Below are 25,438 nucleotides of genomic sequence, written 5' to 3'. Positions count from 1 at the left end.
TGGTGGGATCGGTATGCATTCCCACGCGGAGCGTGGGAATGAGGTGCTTGTGTATGTATAACAACGCTTGGCTGCACCAGATGAAATACTTTTAAACGGGAGGGGGGCGTCATGAATAACATCCGTATAGGATGCTTTCCATGACACGTTCGTCGGTGTTAAGCGTACGCATCCTGCAGGATTTGGTTACTGATGGCCAGATCCATATCCCCGGTTTCTGACAGGGCAGTCATTCCGTGGTTTTCAAGTGCGTTAATGACTTTGGCAATATCTGCTTGTTCAATCCTGTATTGGGATAATCGTGTTTTTACTCCCAGAGATTCGAAGAAAGAACGAGTCATGCTAATTGCCTGATCAATACGCTCATCATCGGTACCTTCCAAAATATCCCAAACCCGCTCGGCATACTGAAGAAGCTTACCGCGCTTTTTATCCTTACGGATTTTCCAGAGTGACGGCTGAACAATCGCCAGACTCTGGGCATGATCCATACCGAATAGATCGGTCAGCTCATGGCCAATCATATGAGTGCTCCAGTCCTGGGGAACACCAACACCGATATAACCGTTCAATGCAGAGGTTGCACTCCACATCAAGTTGGCCCGGGCATCATAGTTTTCCGGTTCTGCCAGCGTGACCGGACCACATTCGATCAGCGTTTTCAGAATGCCTTCAGCCATCCGGTCCTGTACTTTAGCCTCTACCGGATAGGTCACGTATTGCTCCAGAACATGAACAAAGGCGTCAACCACACCATTGGCGACCTGAACGGGTGGCAATGAAAACGTCAGTGTTGGGTCCAGAACAGAGAACTGCGGATAGAGCAGTGGGCTCATCACAGGCAGTTTGCCACTCTTATGGGAGATAACGGCACCCATGTTCATTTCGGAACCCGTTGCTGGCAGTGTGGCAACCGTAGCAAGCGGTACAGCCGATTCAATGGGCAGCGGCGCAAAGCCATGTTTCAACAGATCTTCAGGGTTCCCGGGGTAATGCGCTGCTGCTGCAATAAACTTGGTGCCATCCATTACGGAACCGCCACCGACAGCCAGCAGGAAATCAATGTTTTCTTTGCCAACCACATCCACGGCTTTCATCAGGGTATTGAATCGGGGGTTTGGTTCAATTCCACCAAACTCAATCACATCACGCTTGCCCAGTCCAGCAAGTACTTTTTCCAGTGTTCCATTTCTGCGGACACTGCCTCCACCGAACAGGACCAGTACTTTTGCATTTTCAGGAATCAGTCGATCCAACTCATGCAGCCGTTCCCTGCCAAACACAATATGAGTCGGGTTGTGATAATCAAAATTCATCATGTCGTTTGTCCCATGTTTCCCATGGGAAAGAAGCTTATCGTTTCCTTTACTGAATAGAATGGCTATTTCTGTCAAAAACATGCCTAAACCGATCATTGATGATTTTTTTTATCCACTGGTTCAGCTATGCTCCGGCATATTCAGTCTATACAAATGGAAATTGTCGTATGAATCAGCTGGCTCAGAGTCTGTCAGGATTGGCGTTTGATGAGGGGTATAACGTTACTCATCTTTCCGGAGTCGGTGTTTTCAAAGCCAGTGAATCCCGACAAAGAGAGCCACTCTGCTACAGTCAGGGGATCTTTATTGTAGCCCAGGGAGCCAAACGGATTTACCTGGAGCAGAAAGTGTATGAATACAATCCGGAAAATTATCTGGTTCTGACCCTGCCTATTCCTGCTGAGTGTGAAACCCGGGTGGCTCCCGGAGAGCCATTGCTCTCGTTACTGATTGATATTGACCTGAGCCTGCTTCACCCATTGGTCAGGCTATTTGATGAACATAATCAGATAGTTGATACCTGTGAAGGTGGCTTGGAGAACAGCAGTTTATACGCCAGCCCGGTATCAGAGGCCTTTTCCGCTACTGTATTGAAACTGGCAAACTGCCTGCATTCACCTTTGCAGAGTGCTGCTTTGGGGCGTGGACTTATACAGGAACTACTATTCCTGATTCTTTGCAGTGAACAGGCTGCCCCATTGTTTGCCCTGGCCCGGCATAATACTTCCCTGGCCCGGCTTGAGCGTGCAATGAAGTTTATGCATGAACACTATGACCAGACACTGGGCGTGGAGCAACTTGCCACACTGGCTAATATGAGTCCTTCAACCTTTCACCGGAACTTTCGGCAAATGACCGCATCTTCGCCTATTCAATATTTAAAGAAACTGCGTTTAAGTCGTGCCCGGGAACTGTTGCAGGATCAGGGGCTCAGGGTAAATCAGGCTGCGGCAATGGTGGGTTATGAAAGTCCGACTCAGTTCAGTCGTGAATTTAAGCGTTATTTTGGTTTAACGCCTCAGCAGAGTGCTGTTGCTTAACCTTAATGTTGACCTGCAGTCAGGCAACGGTTCTGTTGACTCCAAACTGCGTATTCCGCGTCGCTATCCCCGATGAAATCGAGAATTAACCAAATTATTATTTAAAATTATTTTTTAATTTCAAAATCTTTATTCTGACCGGGAAACTAATTAATAACTCTCCTATCTAAGACAAAAGTTCAATTTATCAAGTTCGAATAAAAATAGAGAGGGAATAATTATGGCTACTGAACCTGTTAACAATTCGGTCAGTACTGTTGCCGCTGCTTCTGTCGCTGTTGCTAATGCCGGGACAGATATGGTTCATTCATCCGCTATCAAGGATATAACCGATAGAGCCAACGCGATTCATATAACGACCATGGCTGCGGTTGATGATCTGGGCTTTAACAAACCCAGTTTTATCAAATGGGGTCGATGGGTTGTTGGTAAGCTTGGTCCGTTTGGTTACCTTGTCTCTATTGTACTTAGCCCGTTACTGATTCCTGCCTCCCTGACCTATGATGCCGGCAGAGGTCTAAAACTCTTGCTCTGCAAGATAACCAAGGTTGAAGAGCCAGTGCAAAAGCTCTTGCCAATGGCGGAAAAGCAGGTTGAGGATGCCCGGAAGCTTGAGCAGCACAAGCAGGATCTTGAGTCTTCGAATGCAAAACTTTCAGACCAGTTGTCATTCTGGAAAGTCTACGCGGGTCAGTTAAAGGGCTTTAATCATCAAATTGCCGATCAGGCACAGCTGTTGGGTCAAGAATTAACCAAGGAACAGAACAGAAATCATGAACTTAATGCTCTGATTGAACGTGAAGTCAGACGCGCAGACAATCTTGAGTGCGAGAATGCTGATGGCCGTGCAAGTTATCAGGCTTTAAAAGTCGAACTGGACCAACAACTGGTTGAAAAATCGTTACGCATTCAAGAGCTCACTACAGCGCTTGAAGCTGCCCGCCAGCAACATGATCAGACCATTGAAGATAATATCCGGGCCAGTCACAAGCAGTCTGATAAAATTCGCTCTATTGAGCGTCAATTGGCTGAAGACCAACAGCAAATGCGTGATTTAGAGGTCAGGTATCAAGCAGAGGTACGCACTCTGGAGGAGCAACATCAATCGGAAATGACAGATTTAGAGGCGCAGCATCATCGTAAAATGGAAGTGTCAGAAGCGCTCCATCAAGGTCACCTGCATAGTGTCAGCGTTCAGAACGAGGAGAAGGTGCAGAAGCTTCTTGGAGAAATCAGTCAGTACCAGGCGTTGCAGGAAAATAAAAATACGGAACTTCAATCTCGCATTGATAAGCTTGAAGTCGACAATCTGGAGATTGGACTTCATAAACAGCAACTGGAGCATCTTCTTGATGAATCAGTAGACCTGGCAGAGAAGTTGCATGCAAAACATCAGGAATTGCTGCAGCATCACCAGGAAGAAAATAAACAATTGCATCGATACCAAAAAGAGGCAAAAGCGCAGTTAGTATTGAAGAGTGCAGAAATAGCCCGGCTGACGGAAAAGCTTGAAACTCTGGAAGCAAGCGTGGCTGAAAAAGACAGAGTAATAGAGGATCAGGAATTTATTGGGGTTAACTCATCAGTTGTAAACTCATCTCAGAATGCACTGATTGAACAGGGCTCTGATTTATCTGGTATTCAGGCTGTCAAGGAAATGGCTAAGAAGGAAATTGTTGAAGGTCGTTGCGGGAGAGACAAAGTTGAATACCTTGAATCACAAGTTGAATACCTTGAATCACAAATAATGTCCCATGAAAAGGAAAAGAGTGAATTGCTTGAAAAGAATTTTACACTACAAGAGGAACTCACTGACCTGGCCACCAAAAATCGACAGTTATTTTTTGCCAATAACGATCTGGCAACTCAAAAAGTGGACATCGAAAGGCAGCTTGATAGGCAGCAGCAGGATCTGTCTGAAATTGAATTGCGTCATTTCGAAGAACTGGAAGAGCTAGTGTTGTTGAGTCCGGAAAACGCTCCGGTTCATAGTCGGCATGAAAATACGCAGGATGTTACAGTAAAGCGTTAATGCCAGGAGCAGTTCAAAGGATGGCATCATCTCAAGCAACCGGTGAAACAGATGCTTTCACCTCTATCCTTCTATACCCTGAGGTTTTACTACATACGATCGCTCCAAATACGCTGGCAACCAGGCAAGACCGGGACTCTTTAAAAACAGAGATTTTACCAGAATCCGTGACTTCGTCATTGTTGCCCTTGTTGAACCAGCCATCAGCTATTGAGGAAGCGTCAGTTCATGCCAACGTGGCGTTATCAACGCTGCCGATGCCTGATCAACAGAAAGAGCGTGTGCTTTTACAGGCAGATGACCAGTCAGTTATTGATCCGCGACCAACAGATCAGGCTTTATCAGCGGCCAGTACCGATAAGGTAGCCGCCAGGGGGCTGCTGAATAGTGCCATGATTGCTTTAGTGAAATGGCCCTATAAGTTCCTCGAAAAATTCCTGAACCTTGTTGTCGATTATGGAGCTAAACCGATGATTCGATATGGAATGAAACCCATCGCCACATGGACACGGGGAAAGGGAACTGATGCTGCCGATCCGATCCGGAAGACCTCAGGCTGGCTCAACCGGAAGGGATAAGATTACCTGAAAACCTCACCTGAAGCCCGGACCCGGTGGTAGTACCCGTTCGGGTTGTTCATTGCTTTAACTCATGATCGCGCTATTGGCTCCCGAATACCTTACACCATTGACTTTGGGACTGTATAGATGGATGGTCAGGCGAATGCCTTGTTTATCCGAGAATGAAATTAAAACGTAATTTTTTGATTTTAAAAAAAATATTAACCAATGCAACTTTCGCCAGCTTTTTTTCTCAAAGGAGTGTTATTTTGGCCCAACAAAAGAGAAGGTAATAAATGATTCATAGCAATGGCATGACGCTTCCTCCAGCGATGTCACAATCCAGTTTATCTACTGGGGTACAAGCGGGTGCTCCTCAACCGGGGCAAGGATCAGTTTCCTGGGCAGGGAGCAGCGTAGCTCATCATGAAGCTGGTGCGCCTCATCTTTCAGGACATCACTATTCAGTTGGGCAGGGGCCATCGTTTGGTAGCTCTCCTTTTCAAGGCTGTGTTGTTGACCATGGTGCTCTTTCTATGCTGAAGGAACATAGCCATGAACAAACGAGGGAGATACACGAGCTTCGCACCGCACTTCGTGATGCCGGTGAACAGTTGCAACAGAGTCAACAACAAAGTCAACAATATGCTAGCTACGCGAACAGAGCTGATGTTACGCCAGAGAGACTGAGTCAATTATTGACTACGGAGCAATTGGCCTCAATGGCTGAGGATAGGGGTCAACGTCTGACTCATACGGCAGAAAAACTGATAGAGTCGCACGCTAAGGGTGAACAGGCAATAGTGGCGTTACGGCGTGAAAGGGATGAATTAATTGCCCTAAATAAAAGGCAGGGTGAGGCTCTTAAGGATATAAAGAGTGAGTTCAAGGAGGTGAGCAGCCGGTTAGAGCTGGCTCAATTTGAATGGAATAAGGCTCAGGGTGAAGCAGATAAACTTACAACGCAGTTGGAATCGATGCGAACTGGGAATGAAAACCTGTCAACTCAGCTTGATCATGTGATGGAGCACGCAGTCACTGCTGAAAGTAAAATGAAAGAGCTGGGTATTGAACAGCTTCAGCTGAAAAAGGCTATGTCAGAGTTGGAAACGACCAATAAGAACCAGCAGCGTCATATTGATTGGTTGAACGGAGAGATTCAACAAGGCCAAAAGGAGTTGTCTGCAGTCAATTCAGCAAATAGCCGGTTAGCTGAAGAGCTGGACTCCCATAAGAGAAATGGGTCCAGGTTGCATGCTGAATTGAGCAGATCTGCTGCTGGTCTGAAGAACATGGAGGCACAACTGGCTGACTCAAAGCGTTCGCTGGCAGCTGCACAAGAAGAACTTGCAAAAACACAGACACAGGTACACACCTTATCAAGCCAGCTTACCAATGTTGATGGCGAAAAAAATTACGAGTCAGAACGTGCCAAGCAACTAAAGATTAAATTAGAAACATGTCAGGTGACGCTTAATCAGGCGAAACAGGACGTTGCCTCTTTACAAGCTAAAGTTGATTTGAAGGAAGGTGAGGTCGATTACCTGAGGAATGAGCTGAAAAAAAATCAAGATCACATTGAACATTTATCACAACATATCCAACTTCAGCGGTCAGAACTTAGTGGTATGGGTCGCATGCAGACTGACCTTGAGGGTGTCAAAATCCATAATAATGCCTTGCAGCAGAGCCTGGAACAGCAGCAGAAAAGTCATCAGAAAGAAGTTGATAATTTTGTACAAGAGATTCGTAGTAAGGAACAATCAATTCGCTCTCATTTGTCATCAATTGAGGGGTATGAGAAAACGATAGGTGATCTGAAAAACGAAATAAGTAGTCTTAATGGGGAATTGAATACAGCTAAATCCCAGGGTAATCCTAAAGAACGCGAGTATTTTCGCCATAATATTGAAGTGAAAGAGCAAGAGATTGCCAAGCTTCAGGAACAACAAATTAAAGCACAAATGCAGACTGATAGTCTGAGTCACCAGGTTAAAGAGCTGCATGGAAAATTAGCTGAATCTCAACGAGAGAGTCAGAAACGAGTGGAAACACTCGATAGGCAAACCGTGGCAATTTCTGAAGCGAAAACTGAGGTTCTGAATTTACGAAGTCAACTTAAAGGCCTGAGTTCAATAAAACAGGAATTGCTTGAGATACGACGAGAGGTTGATATGAACAAGCAAAATATAAATGATTGTGAGAGTAATTTACAGAAACTTACGGACATTCTGGATAAACTCAGACATTCCGAGGTTGATACACTGTTGAAACAGATAACGCAGGGAGTTTCTGAGATGAAAAGCTCGAATACAGATAGCGCGGCCAGACTTCGGTCTTTGGAGGCAAAAACAGAGTCGCTTGAAAACGCCAGCAAGAAAGTCAGTTCTACTGACGTTCAACATGAAGAAAGACATGTTTCTACGAAGTCGAGCACTTTATCGAGCGAAATGATAACATCAAGTTTTGGTGGGGGCGCTCGTGGTGTGCTGGTAGAAGCAGAAGATCTTGATACTTACCACGACTCCAATGTGAGAGGCTCTCTAATGTTTGAGGGTGGGGAAGGTTTTTCATCATCGGATGAAAACCCCTTACGTGCTTCTTATCAGGATTCCAGCCTTGAGTTTAGCCCTAGTACCTCTATTGGTACTAAAGTTCCATTTAAGGAGGATCTTGACGACACATATTTATAAATGAGCCTGGGGGGAATCGTCTTTATCAATGCGGCGAAGCAGATTGATCACTTCAGGTGTTGTTAATGACGTTGTTAGTGCTGCTGAGATTGGAAGTTATTAGCCATGAAAATTAGCTTCTCTTTGTATTCATTGAAAAAAGCAGTTTTCATGGTTAATCCAGTTTGCTGCCAATGGCAGTTCCCATTTTGATCTTATTGCCTGGTTGGTGGTATTCAAACCAGCGTACTTCCGGATTAGCAAACAGAACAATAGTTGTTGATCCCAATTTGAATCGTCCCATCTCATCACCCCGCTTGAGATAAACAGTTCTGTCTTTATAGGACTGCCATGTAATTTGGCGTGACTTTGGTTTCACTGGTCCAGCCCAGACAGTTTCCATACTGCCGACGACCATGGCTCCTACCATAATGACAGCCATCTCTCCAACATCGGTTGCAAAAATACTGATGACCCGCTCGTTGCGGGCGTATAAACCTTCGATATCGTTTGTCGTTGCAGCATTCACGGAATAAAGCGAACCAGGGACGTAAATCATTTGTTGCAGGGTCCCGCTGGTGGGCATATGAATACGATGATAATCACTTGGTGAAAGGTAAATAGTACTGAACTGGCCATGCTTGAATCTGCTGGCCAGCTGTTTATCACCGGCAAATAAGGCAGACAGGCTGTAATTATGGTGTTTTGCCTGAATAATCCGGTCATTTTCGATAGGACCTATCTGGCTGATGGTACCGTCTACCGGGCTGATGATCAGATCCGGGTCTTCAGGAAGCGGGCGGACTCCTTGCTTAAGAGCGCGGGTAAAAAAGTCATTAAAGCTTCGATAGTGCTCTGGATTTTCATGGAGAGCTTCACTCATATCGATATTATTTCTGGCAATGAAGTCGGTGATTAAATGATTTTTAAACCACGGCCACTGCTTTTCAGCGATGTGGTAAGCCAGACAGTTGATCAATTGGTGAGGTAGCACTCTTTGCAGGTAGGAGGGGATACTGTCGTTCATTTCAGGCTGAACAGCAGTCTGCTCAGCTATAGGACTGTCGGAAAAACTGATGGCTGCGGTCAGTAGCATGCAGCTCGTCAATACCATTCGGTGTAAACAGGGCATAAAGGACATGGTGAGCACTTTCTGTGAGTGTTTGAGAGGTTAGACAGCGAAAAGAGAAAAAAGTTACTTTGGTACTAATAAATAGCCATTTCAGGCTGAAGTTCTTCACTTCTCAATAAGCGATATCAATGCCTTTTGACCATCAAGACACGTTATCAACGGCTCGTATATGTGTGATAAGCGCTGTTGGCGAATTTGAGTTGATGATCTCTTGCCTGGTCTTATCGAACCATGTGAAGGAAATGCATGTGCTTTTCATACTGGTCAATAATATCGCTAATTACCTGATCACTGGTCCAGCCCATAATGTCGTAACCTTGGCCGCCTTCTCTCAGAAAAACCTCGGCACGGAAATATTTGCGCTCTTCTTCATCGTCTTCGTCCAGCATAAAACTGGGCTGAAGATAGGAACGGGGAGTCACTTTGTAAAAAAAATCTACTTCATCGCCGTGGAGAACCACCAGGCTGGGTATCTGCTTTTCAGTATCCAGCTGAATCGTGCTTTCTACGCCCTGCTTACTGAGTTCTGATGCGACAGATTCCATAGTGGGGAGCACAACATCCTGAATAAAGCGGTTGACATGAGAGCGGCGAGGGAAGCTGACCATGGTTGCCAGGCGGTTTTGCCACGGTATCGGTTTGTACCCCACTTTGGGCGTCAATGTCGTTTTTTCCAGACTGGTTCTCTTGGCAGCATCAACAGCCAGTGCTTTTAGCAAGCCATAAGCCGAAACCAGAAGAACGATAGAAAAGGGCAGGGCAGAGGCTATGGTCACCGTTTGCAGGGCCTGCAGACCTCCTGCCAATAACAGTACCATGGCTACGACACCAATAAGGCTGGACCAGAACACTCGCTGCCAGAGCGGTGTTTTACTGTTGCCTCCGGAGGCCAGCATATCGACAACCATGGCACTTGAGTCGGAGGAGGTGACAAAAAAGATGGTGACCATGGCAATGGCGATTATCGAGAGTAAATTTGAGAACGGGAAATATTCCAGAAACTTGAACAGCGCGATGGGTACATCCGTTTCTACGGCCTGCCCCAAACCGGCCATTCCCCGGTTCAATATCATGTCGATGGCGGTATTGCCAAAAGCGGTCATCCAGATCAGTGTCAGGCCCGTAGGTACGAAAAGAACGCCGGTAACAAACTCACGAATTGTTCTGCCCCTTGAAATACGGGCAATAAACATACCGACAAACGGTGACCAGGAGAGCCACCAGGCCCAATAGAACAACGTCCAGCCGCCAAGCCACTCGGTGGGCTCATAGGCGTAAAGATTGAAGGTTTTACCGACGATGTCCGACAGGTAACCACCAGTATTTTGCACGAACATCTGCAACAGCAGGACGGTGGGTCCCAGCAGTACCACCATCACTAACAGCATCAGTGCCAGGAGCAGGTTTACTTCTGACAGGCGTCGGATGCCTTTATCAAGGCCTGTTGCGACAGAAATGGTGGCCAGTGCCGTGATGACCACAATCAGAATAACTTGTGTCTGTGTGCTGATGTCAATACCAAGAAGGTAGTTTAGCCCGGAATTAACCTGCAAAACTCCGTAACCCAGTGCGGTTGCGACACCAAAGATGGTGCCCAATATGGCAAACACATCAATGGTGTGGCCGGGAATGCCGTAAATACGGTCACCAATAATGGGGTAAAGGGCGGAACGGAGAGTAAGTGGCAAATGATGCCGGTAACCAAAGAAGGCAAGGATCAGGGCCACTATGGCGTAGATCGCCCAGGCATGTAGACCCCAGTGGAAAAAGGTCAGTTTCATGGCTTCTTTAGCCGCTTCGATGGTGCCCGGTTCACCCAGTGGTGGTGAAAGGAAGTGCATCACCGGTTCAGCTACACCAAAAAACATCAGGCCAATCCCCATACCGGCGGAAAAGAGCATGGCAAACCAGGAGCCAAATCTGAACGAAGGTTCTGCATGATCCGGGCCGAGCTTGATATCCCCGTAACGGGAGAGGCCCAGGAATACCACGCACAAAAGAATCAGGGCCACGGCCATGACATAAAACCAGCTGACGTTGGTCATGATGCTCATTTGCAGATGTGTAAATCGGTTATTGGCATCTTCAGGGAAAAAAACCGTATAACCCACCAGGATAAGTATTAAAATGGCTGAACCAAAAAATACGGGGGGATTGATCATTTGCCCGGAAGGCATCGGGTTTTCCGGTTGGGACATATTGCATGCTCTTGCTGAATGGTCAAAGTCAATTTGATCGTTTGAATTTGGAACGATGTGCAAGAGAGACGTCAACGCTCTGAGGGGGGTAACATGAAGAAGATCCTGTTTACAGACTTATAAGAAGTCTAGGTGAAATATATTACAGCTCAAATTATTTGATATCAAATTATTTGATATCAAATTATGTTTGTTTTGCTGTCTGCTATGTGGCAAATAAGTACGCGGGTTATTTAAAATCTCTTTCTTTAATGAGCAGGATGAGTAGGTTGTATGACTGAAACATGTTATTGGACTGATGTACTTATTACACTAAGACGCATAATCCGGGCAACGGACCTGCACTCAAAGCGCATGATCAAGGCCTGCGGCCTGACAACACCACAAATCATGGTATTGAAGGCCATTAACGATCTGGGTGATGTAACGGTTAAACGGATCTCTCAGGATGTATCGCTAAGTCAGGCCACAGTGACCACAATTCTCAACCGGCTGGAAGAGCGGCAGTATCTTGAGAGAGTTCGAAGTGCCAGTGACAAGCGAATTGTTAACGCGCGGTTAACTGAACTCGGGTGCTCGGTACTGGCAACTGCACCCACGCTGCTGCATGAAAAGTTTATTGAACGTTTTGAGGCTCTGGAGCCCTGGGAAAAAACACAAGTCCTTTCTTCTCTGCAAAGGGTTGCAGCCATGATGGACGCTGAGTCTATTGATGCTGCACCGCTTTTGGATATCGGTGGGACGGAGCCATAGGGGGCTGACCGAGAATAGACTGCCACCGCAGTGGGGCAGACTATTCCCGGTCAGCTTCCTCGTTTGGTTGTTTTTTAGTCTTCTTTTGGATGGAGTGGCTGGGGAAATCGTCAAAGTAATTTGAAATCTAATAGTTAGAAGTGTAAGTTATTGATCCTATCGGTGTCCGGGAAAGGACTGACGAGTCATTGATGCTGGAAAATGGGCTTAATAATTTATGCTTGTTGATTGTAGAAATTTCACTGGAGCATAAATTCTTGTACCCGGCTTTTCACATCAATCCATGGATTGGAGAGAGCGCTATCAGGCACCAGGAAAGGACTTTAAAAAAACAGGTACAGAAATGCTGAAGAATAAATTTGTGGCTGGAACCCTGCTTGCCCTGTCGTTGCCCTTGTCCGCTGCCATCTCTGCCAACGAGTGCGGCAACGTTACCATTGCCGATATGAATTGGAATTCGGCAACACTGATGGCCCATGTGGATCAATTCATTCTGGAAAGTGGTTTTGGTTGTGAGGCTGAGCTGATTCCCGGAGATACGATGCCGACGGGCACCTCCATGATCGAAAAAGGGGAGCCTGATGTTGCGCCAGAGATGTGGAGCAACTCGATGAAGAAGGCTCTGGATAAAGGGGTTGAGGAAAAGCGTCTCCGTTATGCCGGAATGTCTCTCTCCGATGGTGGTGAAGAAGGCTTCTGGGTCCCGAAATATCTGATAGAAAAAGATCCGAGCCTGAAAACCATTGCAGGTATCAAAAAGCAGGCGGCCATGTTTACCCATCCGGAGAGCGCTAAGCTGTCAGCGTTCTATGGTTGTCCTGCCGGTTGGAACTGTCAGATCAGTGCCGGTAATTTGTTCCGGGCACTCAATCTTGAAGAGTCTGGCTTTGAAATGATTGATCCGGGTTCTGGTGCTGGTTTGTCAGGTGCCATTGCCAAGGCTTATGAACGTGAAGAAGCGTGGTTTGGTTATTACTGGGCTCCAACAGCCGTGCTTGGCAAATACGAAATGGTTAAAGTTGATTTTGGCTCCGGTATCGATAAGCAGGAGTTCATCAACTGTACCACTAAAGAAGAATGTGAGTCGCCTGAAGTGACCATGTATCCGCCGTCGGAAGTGAAAACCGTCACCACTGAACAGTTTGCGTTAAAAGCACCGGCAGCTTATGAGTATCTGAGCAAACGCTCCTTTACCAATCAGCAGATGAACCAACTACTGGCCTGGATGGAAGATAATCAAGCTGATGGTGAGATGGCGATGGAGCACTTCCTGATCAACTATGAGTCCACCTGGTCCCAATGGCTGTCTGCTGAGGTTGTTAAAAAAGTAAAGCAGGGGCTTGCATCCCTCTGATGCCCGCCGCTTTCGTTTCAAGAAAGCGATCTCTGGAGATCGGTGGTTGTGCGGTAACACGAGCGCAGCCATCTTCTTTCTTTATTTAAACAAGGGCTAAGGTGTATGGCTGAAGAATCCCGGATGACCGATTTCATGGCGACCGATTTCATGGCGACCGATTTCATGGCGACCGAGTTCCCGGAAATGGAACGAGGTGACCTCATTACCATCAGGAAAACGCTGGATGGTGCCTACCGGGAATTTTCCCGTGAATATGGTGATTTGATTGAGTCATTTTTTGATCCGCTACTCTCTTTCCTGGTCTGGTTTGAAGAACTGTTAATCAGTTCTCCCTGGTTGTTGGTTCTCAGTATTATTGTCGGGTTGGCCTATGCGGCCAGCCGCTCCTGGAAGCTGTGTTCAGGGATTGTCTTTTCACTCCTTGCAATTGGGTACTTTGGTATGTGGGAAAATACCATGAGAACCCTGAGTGTAATCACAGTATGTACCTTGCTCTCCCTGGTGCTGGGCATTCCCATTGGTGTTGCCATGGCCCGTTCAGATCGGGTTCAGAAAGTAGTGACGCCCCTGCTGGATGTTATGCAGACGATGCCTGCATTTGTTTACCTGATTCCTGTCGTGATGTTGCTGGGAATTGGCAAGATTCCGGGGGTAATCGCCGTTGTCATTTATGCCATTCCCCCGGTTATCAGACTGACAAACCTTGGGATTCGTCTGGTGGATAAAGAGGTTCTGGAAGCCGCCACTGCCTATGGTGCCAGTCCTTTGCAAAGGTTATGGGGTGTCCAGCTGCCACTGGCAATGCCGACCATTATGGCCGGTATTAACCAGACCATCATGATGGCGCTGGCTATGGTGGTGATTGCTTCCATGATTGGCGTCAAAGGCCTTGGGCAGCCAGTGTTGAAATCCATTACTAACCAGTATTTCACGCTGGGATTGTTAAATGGTCTGGCCATTGTGGCGTTGGCAATCATCTTCGACCGGGTTTCTCAGGCATATGCCCGCAGAACCCAGAAACACCTTGGGGGCGCTGAGCATGCATGAACGTAAAAGCAGTAAGCCGTTGATTCAGATTCGAGGGCTATACAAGTTATTCGGAAAGCAACCAGACAAGGTGATGCCCCGGGTTCATCAGGGAGAGTCCAAAGACCAGATTCTGGCCGATACGGGCCATACCCTTGGACTCAGGGATATCAATCTGGAGGTAAAGTCGGGTGAGATCTTTGTGATCATGGGGCTTTCCGGATCAGGAAAATCTACCTTGATTCGCCACTTTAATCGTTTGATTGATCCCACTGAGGGGGAGATTCTGGTGGATGGCATCGATATCAGCCGGTTTACAGCCAAAGAGCTGGAAAACTTCCGGCAACAAAAGATGTCCATGGTCTTTCAACGTTTTGGTCTGATGCCTCACCGTACAGTAATCGACAATGTTGCTTATGGGCTTTCGGTTCAGGGCGTTGCTAAAGCAGAGCGACTGAAGAAAGCGGCACAGTGGCTGGATACGGTTGGCTTGGCAGGTTACGAGCGGCAGTATCCTTCACAGCTGTCGGGTGGTCAGCAACAACGGGTGGGTTTGGCCAGGGCGCTCTGTACCGATGCGGAGATTCTGTTGATGGATGAAGCCTTCTCGGCTCTGGATCCACTGATTCGCAGTGAAATGCAGGATCAGTTGATTGAGCTGCAGAGTAAGCTGCATAAAACCATTGTTTTTATCACTCATGACCTTGATGAAGCGCTGAGGTTGGGAGACCGCATCGCCATTCTCAAAGATGGAGAGCTTGTGCAGCAGGGGGTACCGGAAGAGATTCTGTTGAGTCCGGCTACTGAATATGTTGAAGCGTTTGTTAAAGACGTAAACCGTGCCCGGGCCTTGACGGTAGAAACGGTGATGAAGCCACCGGCCTGCCGGATTACGGCAGAAACCATTGATGAAGCGCTGAGTCAGATGAAAAAGACTTCCGAGGGCTTTGGTTATTACGTTAACGATGATGGTTATCAGGGTGTTATTCTGCAGCAGACGCTTGAGCAGGCGGTTGAGAAGGGGAGTCACAAGAAGGTAAGCTCTATCTTGATAGAAACGGTTCCGGCTATTCAGGCAGACTCTATTCTGGAGTCAGTGATTCCGGATACATTGGATACCGACTTTCCACTGCCCGTTATTGACGATGATGGGCAGTTACAGGGACAACTTTCCCGTTCCAGTCTTGCTGAAGTACTCGGGGATGTTTCCACAAATCACCAGGAGGTATTCTCAGACAGTCTCTTGGCATCAACGCAATCACCCCGCTAAGTATGAGCACCCTGCTTAACATTAAAAAGCCCGCAATGGCGGGCTTTTTAATAAGTGAAGACTGGTTCTAGCCAGAGCGACGGGTGAAGAGTTGTTTATTATTGGTAGCCTTCACCATGTCGGTCAGGATAATACCGGTTTCCTGCAGAAAGGCATCAGGCTCTTTATCTTTTCTCTTCTGTTCCAGTTCCTGATTGTTGATCTTCTCCAGTTCATCCAGATTGTTCAGTAGCGGCTGGCCTTTGGCTTTTCTCAGGCGATTTTCAATGGCCAGTCGCTGGCTGCGCATGGTTTGCAACTCCAGCTGTCGTCTTTCCTTATTCAGTGAAACCTTCTTCTGGTTTTCATACTGTTGGAAATAGTCCTTCATCTCATGGAGGTAAACAAAATCAGCATTTTTACAGGTGCGGTATTGATGCTTTTTCTGTAGCTCCGGAAGGTAGGGACTGAAATTTGCATAAGGTCTGTAGGATACTGGTGAGATATTGTCCCATGGCAGTGCATCCGGCAGCGTGTCCTCACCAATATCCCGGCCATCGTAGAGGGAAGGGAAGATGATGTCGGGTATAACCCCGCGATTCTGCGTACTCTGGCCGGAAATCCGGTAGAATTTGGCCAGCGTAAGTTTCAGTTGTCCATGGTTCAGTGGTTGAATGCTTTGCACGGTACCTTTACCGTAACTCTGGCTGCCAACGATCAGTGCCCGGCCATAATCCTGCATGGCTCCGGCAAAAATTTCTGAAGCGGAAGCGCTGAGGCGGTCAATCATGACCACCATGGGGCCGTCGTAGAGCTGCTCTGAGTCCGGATCTTCCTGTCGTTCAGAGCGACCCCGATTATTACGAACGACAACGGTAGGCCCTGTATCAATAAATAGCCCGGTCAACTCATTGGCTTCCTGCAGTGAGCCGCCACCATTACCGCGAAGATCGATAATCAGGCCATCCACTTTCTCTTTCTTTAATTTTTCCAGCAGCCTGCGAACGTCACGGGTGGTGCTCTTATAGTCGGGATCGCCGGCCTGGGCAGCCTTGAAGTCGATATAAAAGGTTGGTAACTCTATCACCCCGATGCGGCTGGTTTTACCATTCATCGGCACTTCGATAATCTTGCTGGCTGCGTCCTGCTCTTCCAGCTTGACCCGATCCCGGACAATTTCGTAAACCCGGGTATTGCTGTCATTACTGCTGCCGGGAATAATCTCCAGGCGAACCAGGGTGTGTTTGGTACCTCGAATTAATTTAACGACATCATCCAGACGCATGCCCACCACATCTTCGAGGTTACCTTTCTTGCCCTGGCCAACGCTGACGATTTTATCTCCAGGCTTCAGCTGGCCTGCTTTCTCTGCAGGACCGCCGGGCACAACACTGACTACCCTGGTGTATTCATCCTCTGCAGATAGAACTGCGCCGATACCTTCGAGCGAGAGGCTCATGTTGATATCAAAGTTTTCCGCCGTCTGGGGAGAAAAATATTGGGTATGAGGATCGTAGATGCCAGCGAAGGCATTGATATACGTCTGAAAGGCATCTTCACTTTTGCTCTGGTGCAGCCTGCGGAGCAGATTGGTATTTCTTTTATGCAGCTGGTTGATAATTTCTTCGTCGGTTTTATTGTTCAGCTTCTGGCTTAATATGCTGTCTTTAAGCTGCTTGATCCAAAGCAATTGCTGGGCTTGCCTGCTGGCAAGCCAGGGCTCATCCTTGCGTTCAATCACAAGCTCTTCATTTTTCTTGAGATTCAGGTCTTTAATGCCCAGATCTAACTGGCTAAGCATAAAGCGTGCCCGCTCTTCTGCTCGTTCACGGTAGCGGTTGAAGATGGTAAAGGCTGGATTGAGGTCGCCGCTTTTCAGAGAGTCTCCCAGTTTTTTTCGGTATGGCTCAAATTCCCGAATGTCAGACTGAAGGAAAAAACTGCGGTTTGGGTCCAGTCGATCCAGGTAGCGATCAAACACCTTTTCCATATTGCTCTGGTCAAGGGGGATCTTCCGATAGTGGCTTCTGGAAAGAAGTTGTACAACGTGAACGCTGGCAATAGCCTGCTGCAGATTAGGCGTCAGAGTTGGTACTGGCTGGCTGATGTCCTTATCGGCGGCCTGAGCAAGATTGCCGGTGAGAAGCACTGTGAAAAGCAGCGCTGAAAAGAACGTCTTCATTCTTTTGGCTGGCTGCAGTTTCGATATCATAGAGGCGTTAGCTCCGTGTCATTCTGTCTGTTCAAGTGTGCCTTCCTGGCTCAGTAGTAACCTAACGGCTAAGACACTTTCCATTACTCAAGTCATCGCTCAGGCTGTCAAACTCTTGAGTATCCTGTGAGGATGAATACAGCATAATACAGTCACCTGGTGGATGACAGCTGTTAAGCTTTTATATTCTGACAACCTTATGTAAATCAGGCTATTAATCCTTAGCCAGTAAAATGTTTGAATAAGTTCTATTCCAACAAGGCTTTTGGAAAAAATCAATGGCTCATTTGGTTGGAGGGGTGGTGGACGGATTTTACAGTGAACAAATAAGCGGACACAGAAAATTATCTACTGTGTCCATTCTGTGCGGGTTTTAAGGCAGGGATGAGATCAGTTATAGCCTTTGATATACCCGCCGGTCTCATCAAATGACTTTGAAGCAGGCAGTGTTGTACATGCCTTTAGTAATGGCTTAACCGAATTGATCGTGCTGTGATGAATTGAAAAGACGTTCTTGGAGTTTGAGTTTGGGCGCAGTGTTGGCCGATTATTGGCTTCGAGCTTCATGAGATAGCCTTTGATGGTGGCGGATCCATTGACATTTCTCATGTTAGCAATATTGGCCGAATAAGTGGAGTCTGAAATTGTACGTATGACGCGGGTTTGCGCGATAGAAAAGTACTCGATGGGTGAAATTAAACGTGTTCTTGTATCAACTACCGATCTGATCGCTCAGTGCTATACCTATGTAAGTAGCTAGTTCTCGTCCAAAAACACAACCAATTGAAAACTGTAGATTTTATCCTGAAAAATTAAGTGGAGCCCTACTGCTATCTGGCGACTAAACTTCCCAAGAGCAAGAAACATAAGGGATTGCCAAAAACAGAGGACTCCAAATGCGCAAAAAACGCAACCCGCAGTGTAGTATGGAACTTCATTACGTACCTCATGAAATCTGCTCCCAGCTTTCCGGTATCTCGCAATGGCTTGATGCCCATCCACAGTTCAATGACTGGATTTATGAGGACTTAAGTTCTGGTGATAAACAGAACACTGGGCGGAACGGACTATCAGCAGAATCCGTTCTTCGTGCGGCACTCCTGAAACAGTATTTGAATTGTGATTATGTCTACTTGTCGTTTGTTTTGATGGGCTCCATGCTCTTTCGAGACTTTTGTCGCCTCGAACCAAACCAGCGCCCCAGTCGCTCCAGTTTGCATGGGCTCATCAGCCTTCTTACTGCATCTACATGGGAACGGATTAATAACTGTCAGCTAATGACCGCTAAAGATCAGGGTATTGAAAAAGGGCGCACTGTGGCTATTGACAGCACAGTCACCGAATCGGATATCAAACCTCCTTGCGACAGTGATCTTTTAGCCAGTTCCGTTAAAGAAATTTGTCGGCTGCTAGCCCGAATGTTTCATAAACGCTGCTACAACTCGAACGGCTGATGTTTTTTTGAACAAACATGGCCTGCCAAATCGTAGCAGCGTATTTTTCTGCATTGATATTGCGTCCCGCCATGGCTTTATGTCAAAAAACATAACGATTTACCTGACACCAGGCGCACCGAACCCTCAACCTCCTTCAGCTGATCCAATAAAACGCCTCCCCAACCGAAATGCTGTGTCTGTTATCCCGGTCTGAGAACTGGAATGGCAGCAAAAGCTTCCGTCACTCGTTGTAGCAACACTTTCATTGGGTTACTGCTGGGCAGATGTAACTTAACTCGGTCTTTATACTCCACCACCTTAACGGCAATTTTGAACAGCTTGGCGATCACTGTTGAAGGCTGAGCCCTCTGCATCTCTGTATCCTTCAATACAGTGGTTCTCATTTCGTAATGCAGAACGTACGCGGCACAGGCGTAGTACATACGCAATGCATTCGCCCGAAAGCTCATATCCGATGTCCGATCACAGGACAGATCATTTTTCAGGTGTTTGATGTAGTTTTCATCCTGTCCTATGGGACAATAGAACTGCTCATAAATGCACCGGGCCGAGGCATTCTTGATGGAGGTTACAACAAAGCGAGGGTTATCACCCATCTGGTTCACTTCAGCCTTATATATGACACGTGTATCCAGCCCTTTCCAGCTCTTCGCCTGATACTGTGCCTCGCCATACAGACGCACTCGGTAAGGTATCGGTAACTTATTCAATCGAGCGTAAGCTGTTCGTGCTTGCAGGCAGAGGCGAGCTTCCGCCATGCTTTCATCCGACATTGGCCGTAAGGCCGTTGGATGCCCAGCGCCTTTACCCAGCACGTAATCAGCAGCTTTATCCTGCTCAACAACGCGCATCAGCTCCGGCTGGGAAAAGTGACTGTCTCCCCGGATGATGAGCTGTGTTTTCGGCCATGACTGCCGGATCAGCGTCAAAAGACGTTTAACAATGGCGGCATTTTCCCGTCCTGAGGGTGTTTTCCCTGGCCGCAGAATGGCTGTAATCAACTTCCCGCTCAAGCCTTCAAAAATCATCAGTGGCAAATAGCAGGTATTGCCGTATTTGGTGTTGAACAAGCTGTACTGTTGAGCGCCGTGGGTCAGGCTGGCTGTGTGGTCCAGATCAATGACTGCCAGCTTGGGCGGTTTTTTATAGCTGCTGAGAAAATGCTCTGCAAAGGCGTAGGCCAGGTCGTATATATCCCTGCGGGACAAGCCCTTCCCGAGTCGTGAACATGTGGGGGCTGATGCCAGATGGGTCTCGGCATTCAGAGGACTGCGACCGACAGCCAGCTTGAACATCGGGTCCTTACGCAAGTGGTTGCTGTCATTGGCATCCTGATATCCGCAGGCCATTTGAAGCACTCGTTGCGTCAGAAGATCCTGCATGGAATGGTCAATATAGGATTGATGTCGTTTGTCCTGGATTGCCTTGACGAGCCGGGGAATTAGCTCACTGCGGATGGCCATTTCATGCAGTAACAGCGCGCCAAAATCGGAGGACAACTCTCCTCCGTTAAAGTCAGCTCTGACAGTTTTACCATTAACAGGGTGAAAACGAAGGGTTTCTTGTGTATGTTTCGTCATAGCAGGTTCCGGATTGCTTCTTCCGAAGCTTTTTTTGGTCGACCCAATCATATCAGGTGATTGGGCGGAACCTGCTCTTATTTATGAAATATTCGGGCTAAGTGTCCGTTAATGCGAACAAACTCTAAAGCTGATATTTCCCTATTTTAAGTAAATTCAGGAAAGCCTTCCCAACTCCTCGAGCTGCGTCTCCGTACTGCCCATCCGTCATATTTTCCTGCACTTTTGCTACATTTTGTTTTAGTTTAATGGATTGCAACTCTGCTTTTGATTCCTTTTTTAAATCTATAAGAGCTTGTCGCCCCTCGTTATCAAGATATAGATGAAGTTTCAGGCTAAAATTGCATGCGAATATATTCAGATGATGTTTCACCTTTTCAATCCAGGCAATTTTACGGCTGGAAAGATCTTTCCCACTATGTGCTGTCTGTCTTTGATCAGGAATTTTTTTAGTCAATTTATTATGTAATTCTTCTGCATTTTTACGAAATGCTTCTGCATTTGCTCTTCGTCGGCCATGCACTCCAGCTTTTCCTGGAGCCTGTGTCTGTATAGGCATTCTTCTACCGGGTAAACCATCCATAATCTGTACTCCTGTTCAGATCAATTTCAGTTAATGTATGTAATGATAAATAAAACTTAAATTACACTTTAGTATTATCTGTTCACAGAAATAATCTAACGTTTTGTATTATATAGAAATATCAAAAATCGAAACTGTTTATAATTGTCTCGTTTAGATCCAGGTTATTAAAAAATAACAAAAGCAAGATTTTAAATTTCCCTGAAGGCATTCCGGTTATATGTGCTACTATTGCTCGCTCAAATTAAGGAGTGGTTATGACCGTTGCAATTATAATGGGTTCCAGGTCCGACTGGCCTACGATGCAGCATGCCGTTGAAATGTTGAAAAAGTTCGGCATCGACTACGAAACAAAGGTCGTTTCTGCCCATCGCACTCCACAATTACTGGCAGATTATGCCTCTCAGGCCGCTGCCCGGGGAATCAAAGTGATTATTGCCGGTGCAGGGGGAGCTGCGCACTTGCCGGGAATGGCTGCCGCATTTACCAGTCTACCGGTACTGGGGGTGCCTGTTAAATCCAAAGCACTGAATGGTATTGACTCCCTCCTGTCTATATGTCAAATGCCGAAAGGTGTTGCTGTGGGCACTCTGGCCATTGGCGAGGCCGGAGCAGCTAATGCTGGCCTTTTGGCAGCACAGATCCTTGGCTGCCAGCAGCCCGGGCTTCAGGCCAAAATCGATGCTTTTAGAAAGCAGCAAAGCGAAACCGTCCTGGCGAACCCTGATCCTGCCGAGTGATAATGAGCAGTATGAACATTCTAGTATTAGGTGCGGGCCAGCTGGCACGCATGATGAGTCTTGCAGGCGCACCGCTGAATATCAATATCATCGCCTATGACGTTGATTCCGGGATGCTGATGCACCCTTTGACGCTCCGTAGCAGCGAACAGACTCTCTCAGAGGCTATTGCCGAGTGTGATGCCATCACTGTTGAGTTTGAGCATATTCCAGATGAGGTGCTAACCCAGTGTGCAGCCTCTGGCAAGTTGTATCCCGGTAAGCAGGCGATTCAAGTCGGCGGCGATCGCAGCATTGAGAAAGCGTTGCTGGATAAAATCGGTGTGCCCTGTGCCCCTTACCAGCTGATCACCAATCGTTCACACCTTGATCTGGCTATCGGGAAGCTGGGGTTGCCACTGGTCATTAAGACCTGTCAGGCCGGCTATGATGGCAAAGGTCAGTGGTGGATCAAGGCGGGCAGTGATGTTGAGCAGATCTGGTCGGAAATGTCGGACTTCCTGGCTGCTGGCAGTATCAATGCACCCCATTCCATGATTGCTGAAACAATGATTCCCTTCCAACGGGAAGTCTCGGTCATTGGTGCCCGGGACAGGGCTGGCAATATGGCAATTTATCCGGTGACAGAGAATGAGCACACCCATGGTGTTTTGACGTTATCCGTTGCTAAATCCATCTCTACCGATATTCACCGACAGGCAGTGGAGGCCTTCAGTAAGCTGGCTTCTGAAATGGATTATGTCGGAGTACTGACCATCGAGTTTTTCGATGTGGATGGCCAGTTGATGGTCAATGAGATCGCCCCCCGTGTGCATAACTCTGGCCATTGGACGCAGCAGGGAACCCTGTGCAGTCAGTTCGAAAATCATCTCAGAGCCGTTGCTGGTCTGCCCCTTGGCACTACCGAAGCAATCGGCCCCAGTGCCATGATTAACGTTCTGGGGCAGCCCGAAATTCCAGCTGAAGTGTTGTCAGTGGCCAATGTGACCAGTCACTGGTATGGCAAAAGCCAGCGCCCCGGTCGAAAAATGGGTCATATCAATCTGGTGGCTGAGTCAGAAGAGGCTTTGGGTGAAATGCTGGTTGCTCTCTCGGCGTTTTTGCCTGAAGAATATTACCCGGGAGTTGCCCGGCGAGGTCGGGATCTATCTCAAGACTAATTCACTACAGCTTAGCAGATTTCTTCAGATGCATAACTCACATTTATAACATAGTTGTGTATTGAAAAAACTTCAGGTTTATGGATGATTTTTTTTCGTGGTCTATGCTCATACCACTTTGTTGATTGCAGAAGCTCTTTGCTCAGGTGCTCTCATGCTATAGGGCAATGTTCTTCTATTACGTGATATGGGTGCAGATCTCATGAGAAATCCGGGTACAGGTTTTGCTGGCATGTCAGCCTTAACTGTTCTGCCTGCCGCATTGCTTATCGCTGCCTTTTCGATCATTGTCCATGGGAAAAACACAGAAGCCTACGATAGGGATGATCACAATATTGTGTCTCCCTATGCGGTTCTGGCTGAAGGGGACTCCGGGGAAAAATACTGGCATAAAAGCAGAAAAGTGAACCGAAATCCGCAGGATCTCAGTGTGTCCAGGGACTTTGAATTCTATAAACAGGTTGCCTCGCTTGATCTTACCGATCCGCTTCAGGGAGAAACTTTTCTGCAGTTCATGGACACTCGGTTGGCAGAAAAAGAACTGAATGAAGAAGTGCGACTGGTCAGCGAAAATGATTCGGAAGCCAAAGCGATGGAAATGGCAGTTCCGATTACCTCACAGACTATAGCCACTGCAGAACAAGAGCAGGTAGAGCTGCGTGAGCAGCAAAGCGCATTAAAGCCTGAGGTGGGAAATGAGATCATCGTTGATCATCACACAACTGTCGTTACAGACGTTTCAGAAGCTCAGGAACCAGTAGACATTACCAGACCCAGAAAGCTTGTTAAGAAGAAGGAACAGCAAGGACCAGCTTCAGGGAGTTTACACAATGAAAATGTAAAGCCTGGTGAAGAAACGTCAGTAGAGAATAAAGAAGAGGAACAGGCAGGAATAGCCCGTACCAGAGAGGCCCGTCTGGCAACGGAGCGGGCAAGGCAGGAAATTGAGGAGCAGAGGCTGACGGAAGAGCGGCGCGAGGCAGAAGAGAAAGCCAGCGCAGAAGAACTCAGGTTAGCTGAAGAGAGTCGTATAGCAGAGGAAAAAGCCAGAGTGGAACAGGCGCTGCAGCTGGCAGAAGATACATCTGAATCAGAAAAAGCAGAGCAGATCAAACGGACGGCTATCAATATCCTGCCCAGTCGCCCCATTGCTTATCAGATTGCATCAGAACAGGCCCCCGGAATCATCAACTTTGATCAGGCCATTGCCCGGCGTTTCAAGGTGGCAGGCTCATATCTGGATAAAGGTGAGCACGGTAATAATATTGTCAAGGATCATCGTGGGCGGGAGTTTATCAATGTAATGGCCTTCTGGGATGTGCTGGTGGCACCTCAGGGCAACGGTGAGAATTACTACTATGGCAGTATTCAATTCCCCTTGGGCAGCCGTCACCCGGCCATTATTAAAAGTATTGTACCCGGTGATGAAATCACACTGGGCTGTAAGGCCGGTGAGGTGATGATATTGAAGGGCTTTGAGACGGAAGGTATTGACTATACCCATGGACTGATAGATGCCTATCTTGCTTACTCGGTGATAATGCCAGATGGTACTGTCGCCTTTCAGGAGGTGGTTCGTCAGCCTGCTTTCAGCCTGATTAATGTTGAAACCGGTTGTATGTCCAGTGATAGGTTCTCAAGAAGTTATGTCGACCCGGAAAGAATGGGACACGACAAAACCCTGCATGCCTTACCGGTCAGAGAGTGAATTGTAGTGAGTTGTTGTTAACCTTTCTTGATCACGATCAGGTGGTCGCCGGTTCTTGCCCTAGAATGAATCCAGGCACTGAACGGGCTGCCACCGGCGGAGCGGGTAATGGAACATGCCAGCGTTTGTAAATCTTCGCTACAGCCAGTTACCGGATAACTGGCCTCAAGTCTTTCATCGGATACCAGGGTAATATACTCGCCAATAGAAACGTCAAAGGGCAGGCGGGTAGATACCTTGATACTCACCTCCGTTGAACTGATGGTTTTCAACTCCGTGAGAATACCGGGCACTTCATCACGGGTTGGCAGTGTCAGGCTTAAATCTTCAGTAATCCTGGTCTGGCAGGCGAGAATATACCCTTTTTTGACTTGTTCTGGAGTAAGCAAAGACTGGGCTTCCGCAGGCACACTTCCGGCAGTAACCCGCAGCATGCAGGAGTGACAAACTCCGGCCCGGCAGGAATAGGGCGCCCGGGCATGCTGGCGTAATAATCCATCCAGAAGGTTCTCGTTCTCATCAAGCGAATAGCTACTGCCCTGAAACTGAATCTCCGGCACAGAAAGACCCCTGATAATGGAATTGCAGAGTGAATGTGGTGTGCAAGTTTACAACCTGCAACGGGTAACTGCCAAAATAGAGTTCTGTTCTTTTTGAGAA

At 47.4% G+C, this 25,438-nt stretch carries 20 protein-coding genes; 12 read left to right on the top strand and 8 right to left on the bottom strand.

Features of this window, described 5'->3' with window-relative positions; translation table 11 throughout:
• Positions 1-158 precede the first annotated feature (158 nt).
• Positions 159-1,319, bottom strand: a complete 1,161-nt coding sequence (locus MJO57_RS17035; protein ID WP_252017435.1) for an iron-containing alcohol dehydrogenase — start codon at positions 1,317-1,319, stop codon at positions 159-161.
• A 167-nt stretch (positions 1,320-1,486) separates the two neighbouring features.
• Between MJO57_RS17035 and MJO57_RS17030 the strand changes: the two genes are divergently transcribed.
• The 4 genes from MJO57_RS17030 to MJO57_RS17015 all read left to right on the top strand — a co-directional run bounded on the left by MJO57_RS17030 (position 1,487) and on the right by MJO57_RS17015 (position 7,644).
• Positions 1,487-2,359 (top strand): AraC family transcriptional regulator, encoded by an 873-nt coding sequence (locus tag MJO57_RS17030; protein ID WP_252017434.1) that lies wholly within the window; start codon positions 1,487-1,489, stop codon positions 2,357-2,359.
• Positions 2,360-2,579: 220 nt separating this feature from the next.
• On the top strand, positions 2,580-4,391 hold the full coding sequence (locus MJO57_RS17025; protein WP_252017433.1) for a hypothetical protein: 1,812 nt from the start codon (positions 2,580-2,582) through the stop codon (positions 4,389-4,391).
• A 20-nt stretch (positions 4,392-4,411) separates the two neighbouring features.
• Positions 4,412-4,969: a hypothetical protein gene (locus MJO57_RS17020; protein ID WP_252017432.1), complete on the top strand. Its 558-nt coding sequence runs from the start codon at positions 4,412-4,414 to the stop codon at positions 4,967-4,969.
• A 278-nt stretch (positions 4,970-5,247) separates the two neighbouring features.
• A complete protein-coding gene (locus tag MJO57_RS17015) occupies positions 5,248-7,644 on the top strand; it encodes a hypothetical protein (RefSeq protein ID WP_252017431.1) in 2,397 nt (798 codons plus the stop codon).
• A gap of 154 nt (positions 7,645-7,798) precedes the next feature.
• On the opposite strand, the gene asd is transcribed toward MJO57_RS17015, so the two are convergent.
• Both asd and MJO57_RS17005 read right to left on the bottom strand, forming a co-directional pair.
• Positions 7,799-8,650 carry an archaetidylserine decarboxylase gene (gene asd / locus MJO57_RS17010; RefSeq protein ID WP_252017430.1) on the bottom strand — a complete coding sequence of 284 codons (852 nt, stop codon included), beginning with the start codon at positions 8,648-8,650 and terminating at the stop codon, positions 7,799-7,801.
• A gap of 326 nt (positions 8,651-8,976) precedes the next feature.
• Positions 8,977-10,953, bottom strand: coding sequence for a choline BCCT transporter BetT (locus MJO57_RS17005; protein ID WP_252017429.1), 1,977 nt, complete (start codon positions 10,951-10,953; stop codon positions 8,977-8,979).
• Between the two features lie 273 nt (positions 10,954-11,226).
• Between MJO57_RS17005 and MJO57_RS17000 the strand changes: the two genes are divergently transcribed.
• The 4 genes from MJO57_RS17000 (at position 11,227) to MJO57_RS16985 (ending at position 15,359) form a co-directional block, all read left to right on the top strand.
• The gene (locus MJO57_RS17000; RefSeq protein ID WP_252017428.1) at positions 11,227-11,706 is read left to right on the top strand and encodes a MarR family winged helix-turn-helix transcriptional regulator; all 480 of its coding nucleotides are present in this window, start codon (positions 11,227-11,229) and stop codon (positions 11,704-11,706) included.
• A gap of 343 nt (positions 11,707-12,049) precedes the next feature.
• The gene (locus tag MJO57_RS16995; RefSeq protein WP_252017427.1) at positions 12,050-13,060 is read left to right on the top strand and encodes an ABC transporter substrate-binding protein; all 1,011 of its coding nucleotides are present in this window, start codon (positions 12,050-12,052) and stop codon (positions 13,058-13,060) included.
• Positions 13,061-13,210: 150 nt separating this feature from the next.
• The gene (locus tag MJO57_RS16990; protein ID WP_371924886.1) at positions 13,211-14,110 is read left to right on the top strand and encodes an ABC transporter permease; all 900 of its coding nucleotides are present in this window, start codon (positions 13,211-13,213) and stop codon (positions 14,108-14,110) included.
• Positions 14,103-15,359 carry a glycine betaine/L-proline ABC transporter ATP-binding protein gene (locus MJO57_RS16985; protein ID WP_252017426.1) on the top strand — a complete coding sequence of 419 codons (1,257 nt, stop codon included), beginning with the start codon at positions 14,103-14,105 and terminating at the stop codon, positions 15,357-15,359. Before MJO57_RS16990 ends, MJO57_RS16985 begins: the two co-directional genes overlap by 8 nt.
• A gap of 67 nt (positions 15,360-15,426) precedes the next feature.
• Here the strand turns inward: MJO57_RS16985 and MJO57_RS16980 are convergent, their stop codons facing one another.
• Both MJO57_RS16980 and MJO57_RS16975 read right to left on the bottom strand, forming a co-directional pair.
• Complete coding sequence (locus MJO57_RS16980; RefSeq protein ID WP_252017425.1) at positions 15,427-17,550, bottom strand: carboxy terminal-processing peptidase; 2,124 nt, start codon at positions 17,548-17,550, stop codon at positions 15,427-15,429.
• Between the two features lie 390 nt (positions 17,551-17,940).
• Complete coding sequence (locus MJO57_RS16975) at positions 17,941-18,159, bottom strand: hypothetical protein (protein ID WP_252017424.1); 219 nt, start codon at positions 18,157-18,159, stop codon at positions 17,941-17,943.
• Between the two features lie 287 nt (positions 18,160-18,446).
• On the opposite strand from MJO57_RS16975, the gene MJO57_RS16970 reads away from it, so the two are divergent.
• Positions 18,447-19,004, top strand: a complete 558-nt coding sequence (locus MJO57_RS16970) for a hypothetical protein (protein WP_252017423.1) — start codon at positions 18,447-18,449, stop codon at positions 19,002-19,004.
• A gap of 182 nt (positions 19,005-19,186) precedes the next feature.
• Here MJO57_RS16970 and MJO57_RS16965 read toward each other — a convergent pair whose 3' ends face one another.
• On the bottom strand, positions 19,187-20,587 hold the full coding sequence (locus MJO57_RS16965) for an IS1380 family transposase (protein WP_252017422.1): 1,401 nt from the start codon (positions 20,585-20,587) through the stop codon (positions 19,187-19,189).
• Between the two features lie 124 nt (positions 20,588-20,711).
• Positions 20,712-21,170: a hypothetical protein gene (locus tag MJO57_RS16960; protein ID WP_252017421.1), complete on the bottom strand. Its 459-nt coding sequence runs from the start codon at positions 21,168-21,170 to the stop codon at positions 20,712-20,714.
• 257 nt (positions 21,171-21,427) lie between these two features.
• Here MJO57_RS16960 and purE point away from each other — a divergent pair, with 257 nt between their 5' ends.
• From purE to MJO57_RS16945, 3 genes are all read left to right on the top strand, one after another.
• On the top strand, positions 21,428-21,910 hold the full coding sequence (gene purE, locus MJO57_RS16955; protein ID WP_252017420.1) for a 5-(carboxyamino)imidazole ribonucleotide mutase: 483 nt from the start codon (positions 21,428-21,430) through the stop codon (positions 21,908-21,910).
• An 11-nt stretch (positions 21,911-21,921) separates the two neighbouring features.
• A complete protein-coding gene (locus MJO57_RS16950) occupies positions 21,922-23,070 on the top strand; it encodes a 5-(carboxyamino)imidazole ribonucleotide synthase (protein ID WP_252017419.1) in 1,149 nt (382 codons plus the stop codon).
• 232 nt (positions 23,071-23,302) lie between these two features.
• A complete protein-coding gene (locus MJO57_RS16945) occupies positions 23,303-24,778 on the top strand; it encodes a hypothetical protein (protein WP_252017418.1) in 1,476 nt (491 codons plus the stop codon).
• A 17-nt stretch (positions 24,779-24,795) separates the two neighbouring features.
• Here MJO57_RS16945 and MJO57_RS16940 read toward each other — a convergent pair whose 3' ends face one another.
• Entirely contained in the window at positions 24,796-25,338 is a 543-nt protein-coding gene (locus MJO57_RS16940) for a 2Fe-2S iron-sulfur cluster binding domain-containing protein (protein ID WP_252017417.1), read from the bottom strand.
• Positions 25,339-25,438: the final 100 nt, after the last annotated feature.

Source organism: Endozoicomonas sp. SCSIO W0465 (assembly GCF_023716865.1).
Classification (GTDB): domain Bacteria; phylum Pseudomonadota; class Gammaproteobacteria; order Pseudomonadales; family Endozoicomonadaceae; genus Endozoicomonas.
This window is presented reverse-complemented; position numbering and strand designations above follow the sequence as displayed.

Excerpts from the sequence above, each read along its gene's own strand:
- MJO57_RS17035 (WP_252017435.1), bottom strand. The coding sequence starts at position 1,319 with ATGATGAATTTTGATTATCACAACCCGACTCATATTGTGTTTGGCAGG.
- MJO57_RS17030 (WP_252017434.1), top strand. The coding sequence starts at position 1,487 with ATGAATCAGCTGGCTCAGAGTCTGTCAGGATTGGCGTTTGATGAGGGG.
- MJO57_RS17025 (WP_252017433.1), top strand. The coding sequence starts at position 2,580 with ATGGCTACTGAACCTGTTAACAATTCGGTCAGTACTGTTGCCGCTGCT.
- MJO57_RS17020 (WP_252017432.1), top strand. The coding sequence starts at position 4,412 with ATGGCATCATCTCAAGCAACCGGTGAAACAGATGCTTTCACCTCTATC.
- MJO57_RS17015 (WP_252017431.1), top strand. The coding sequence starts at position 5,248 with ATGATTCATAGCAATGGCATGACGCTTCCTCCAGCGATGTCACAATCC.
- asd (WP_252017430.1), bottom strand. The coding sequence starts at position 8,650 with ATGAACGACAGTATCCCCTCCTACCTGCAAAGAGTGCTACCTCACCAA.
- MJO57_RS17005 (WP_252017429.1), bottom strand. The coding sequence starts at position 10,953 with ATGTCCCAACCGGAAAACCCGATGCCTTCCGGGCAAATGATCAATCCC.
- MJO57_RS17000 (WP_252017428.1), top strand. The coding sequence starts at position 11,227 with ATGACTGAAACATGTTATTGGACTGATGTACTTATTACACTAAGACGC.
- MJO57_RS16995 (WP_252017427.1), top strand. The coding sequence starts at position 12,050 with ATGCTGAAGAATAAATTTGTGGCTGGAACCCTGCTTGCCCTGTCGTTG.
- MJO57_RS16990 (WP_371924886.1), top strand. The coding sequence starts at position 13,211 with ATGGCGACCGATTTCATGGCGACCGAGTTCCCGGAAATGGAACGAGGT.
- MJO57_RS16985 (WP_252017426.1), top strand. The coding sequence starts at position 14,103 with ATGCATGAACGTAAAAGCAGTAAGCCGTTGATTCAGATTCGAGGGCTA.
- MJO57_RS16980 (WP_252017425.1), bottom strand. The coding sequence starts at position 17,550 with ATGATATCGAAACTGCAGCCAGCCAAAAGAATGAAGACGTTCTTTTCA.
- MJO57_RS16975 (WP_252017424.1), bottom strand. The coding sequence starts at position 18,159 with ATGAGAAATGTCAATGGATCCGCCACCATCAAAGGCTATCTCATGAAG.
- MJO57_RS16970 (WP_252017423.1), top strand. The coding sequence starts at position 18,447 with ATGCGCAAAAAACGCAACCCGCAGTGTAGTATGGAACTTCATTACGTA.
- MJO57_RS16965 (WP_252017422.1), bottom strand. The coding sequence starts at position 20,587 with ATGACGAAACATACACAAGAAACCCTTCGTTTTCACCCTGTTAATGGT.
- MJO57_RS16960 (WP_252017421.1), bottom strand. The coding sequence starts at position 21,170 with ATGGATGGTTTACCCGGTAGAAGAATGCCTATACAGACACAGGCTCCA.
- purE (WP_252017420.1), top strand. The coding sequence starts at position 21,428 with ATGACCGTTGCAATTATAATGGGTTCCAGGTCCGACTGGCCTACGATG.
- MJO57_RS16950 (WP_252017419.1), top strand. The coding sequence starts at position 21,922 with ATGAACATTCTAGTATTAGGTGCGGGCCAGCTGGCACGCATGATGAGT.
- MJO57_RS16945 (WP_252017418.1), top strand. The coding sequence starts at position 23,303 with ATGTCAGCCTTAACTGTTCTGCCTGCCGCATTGCTTATCGCTGCCTTT.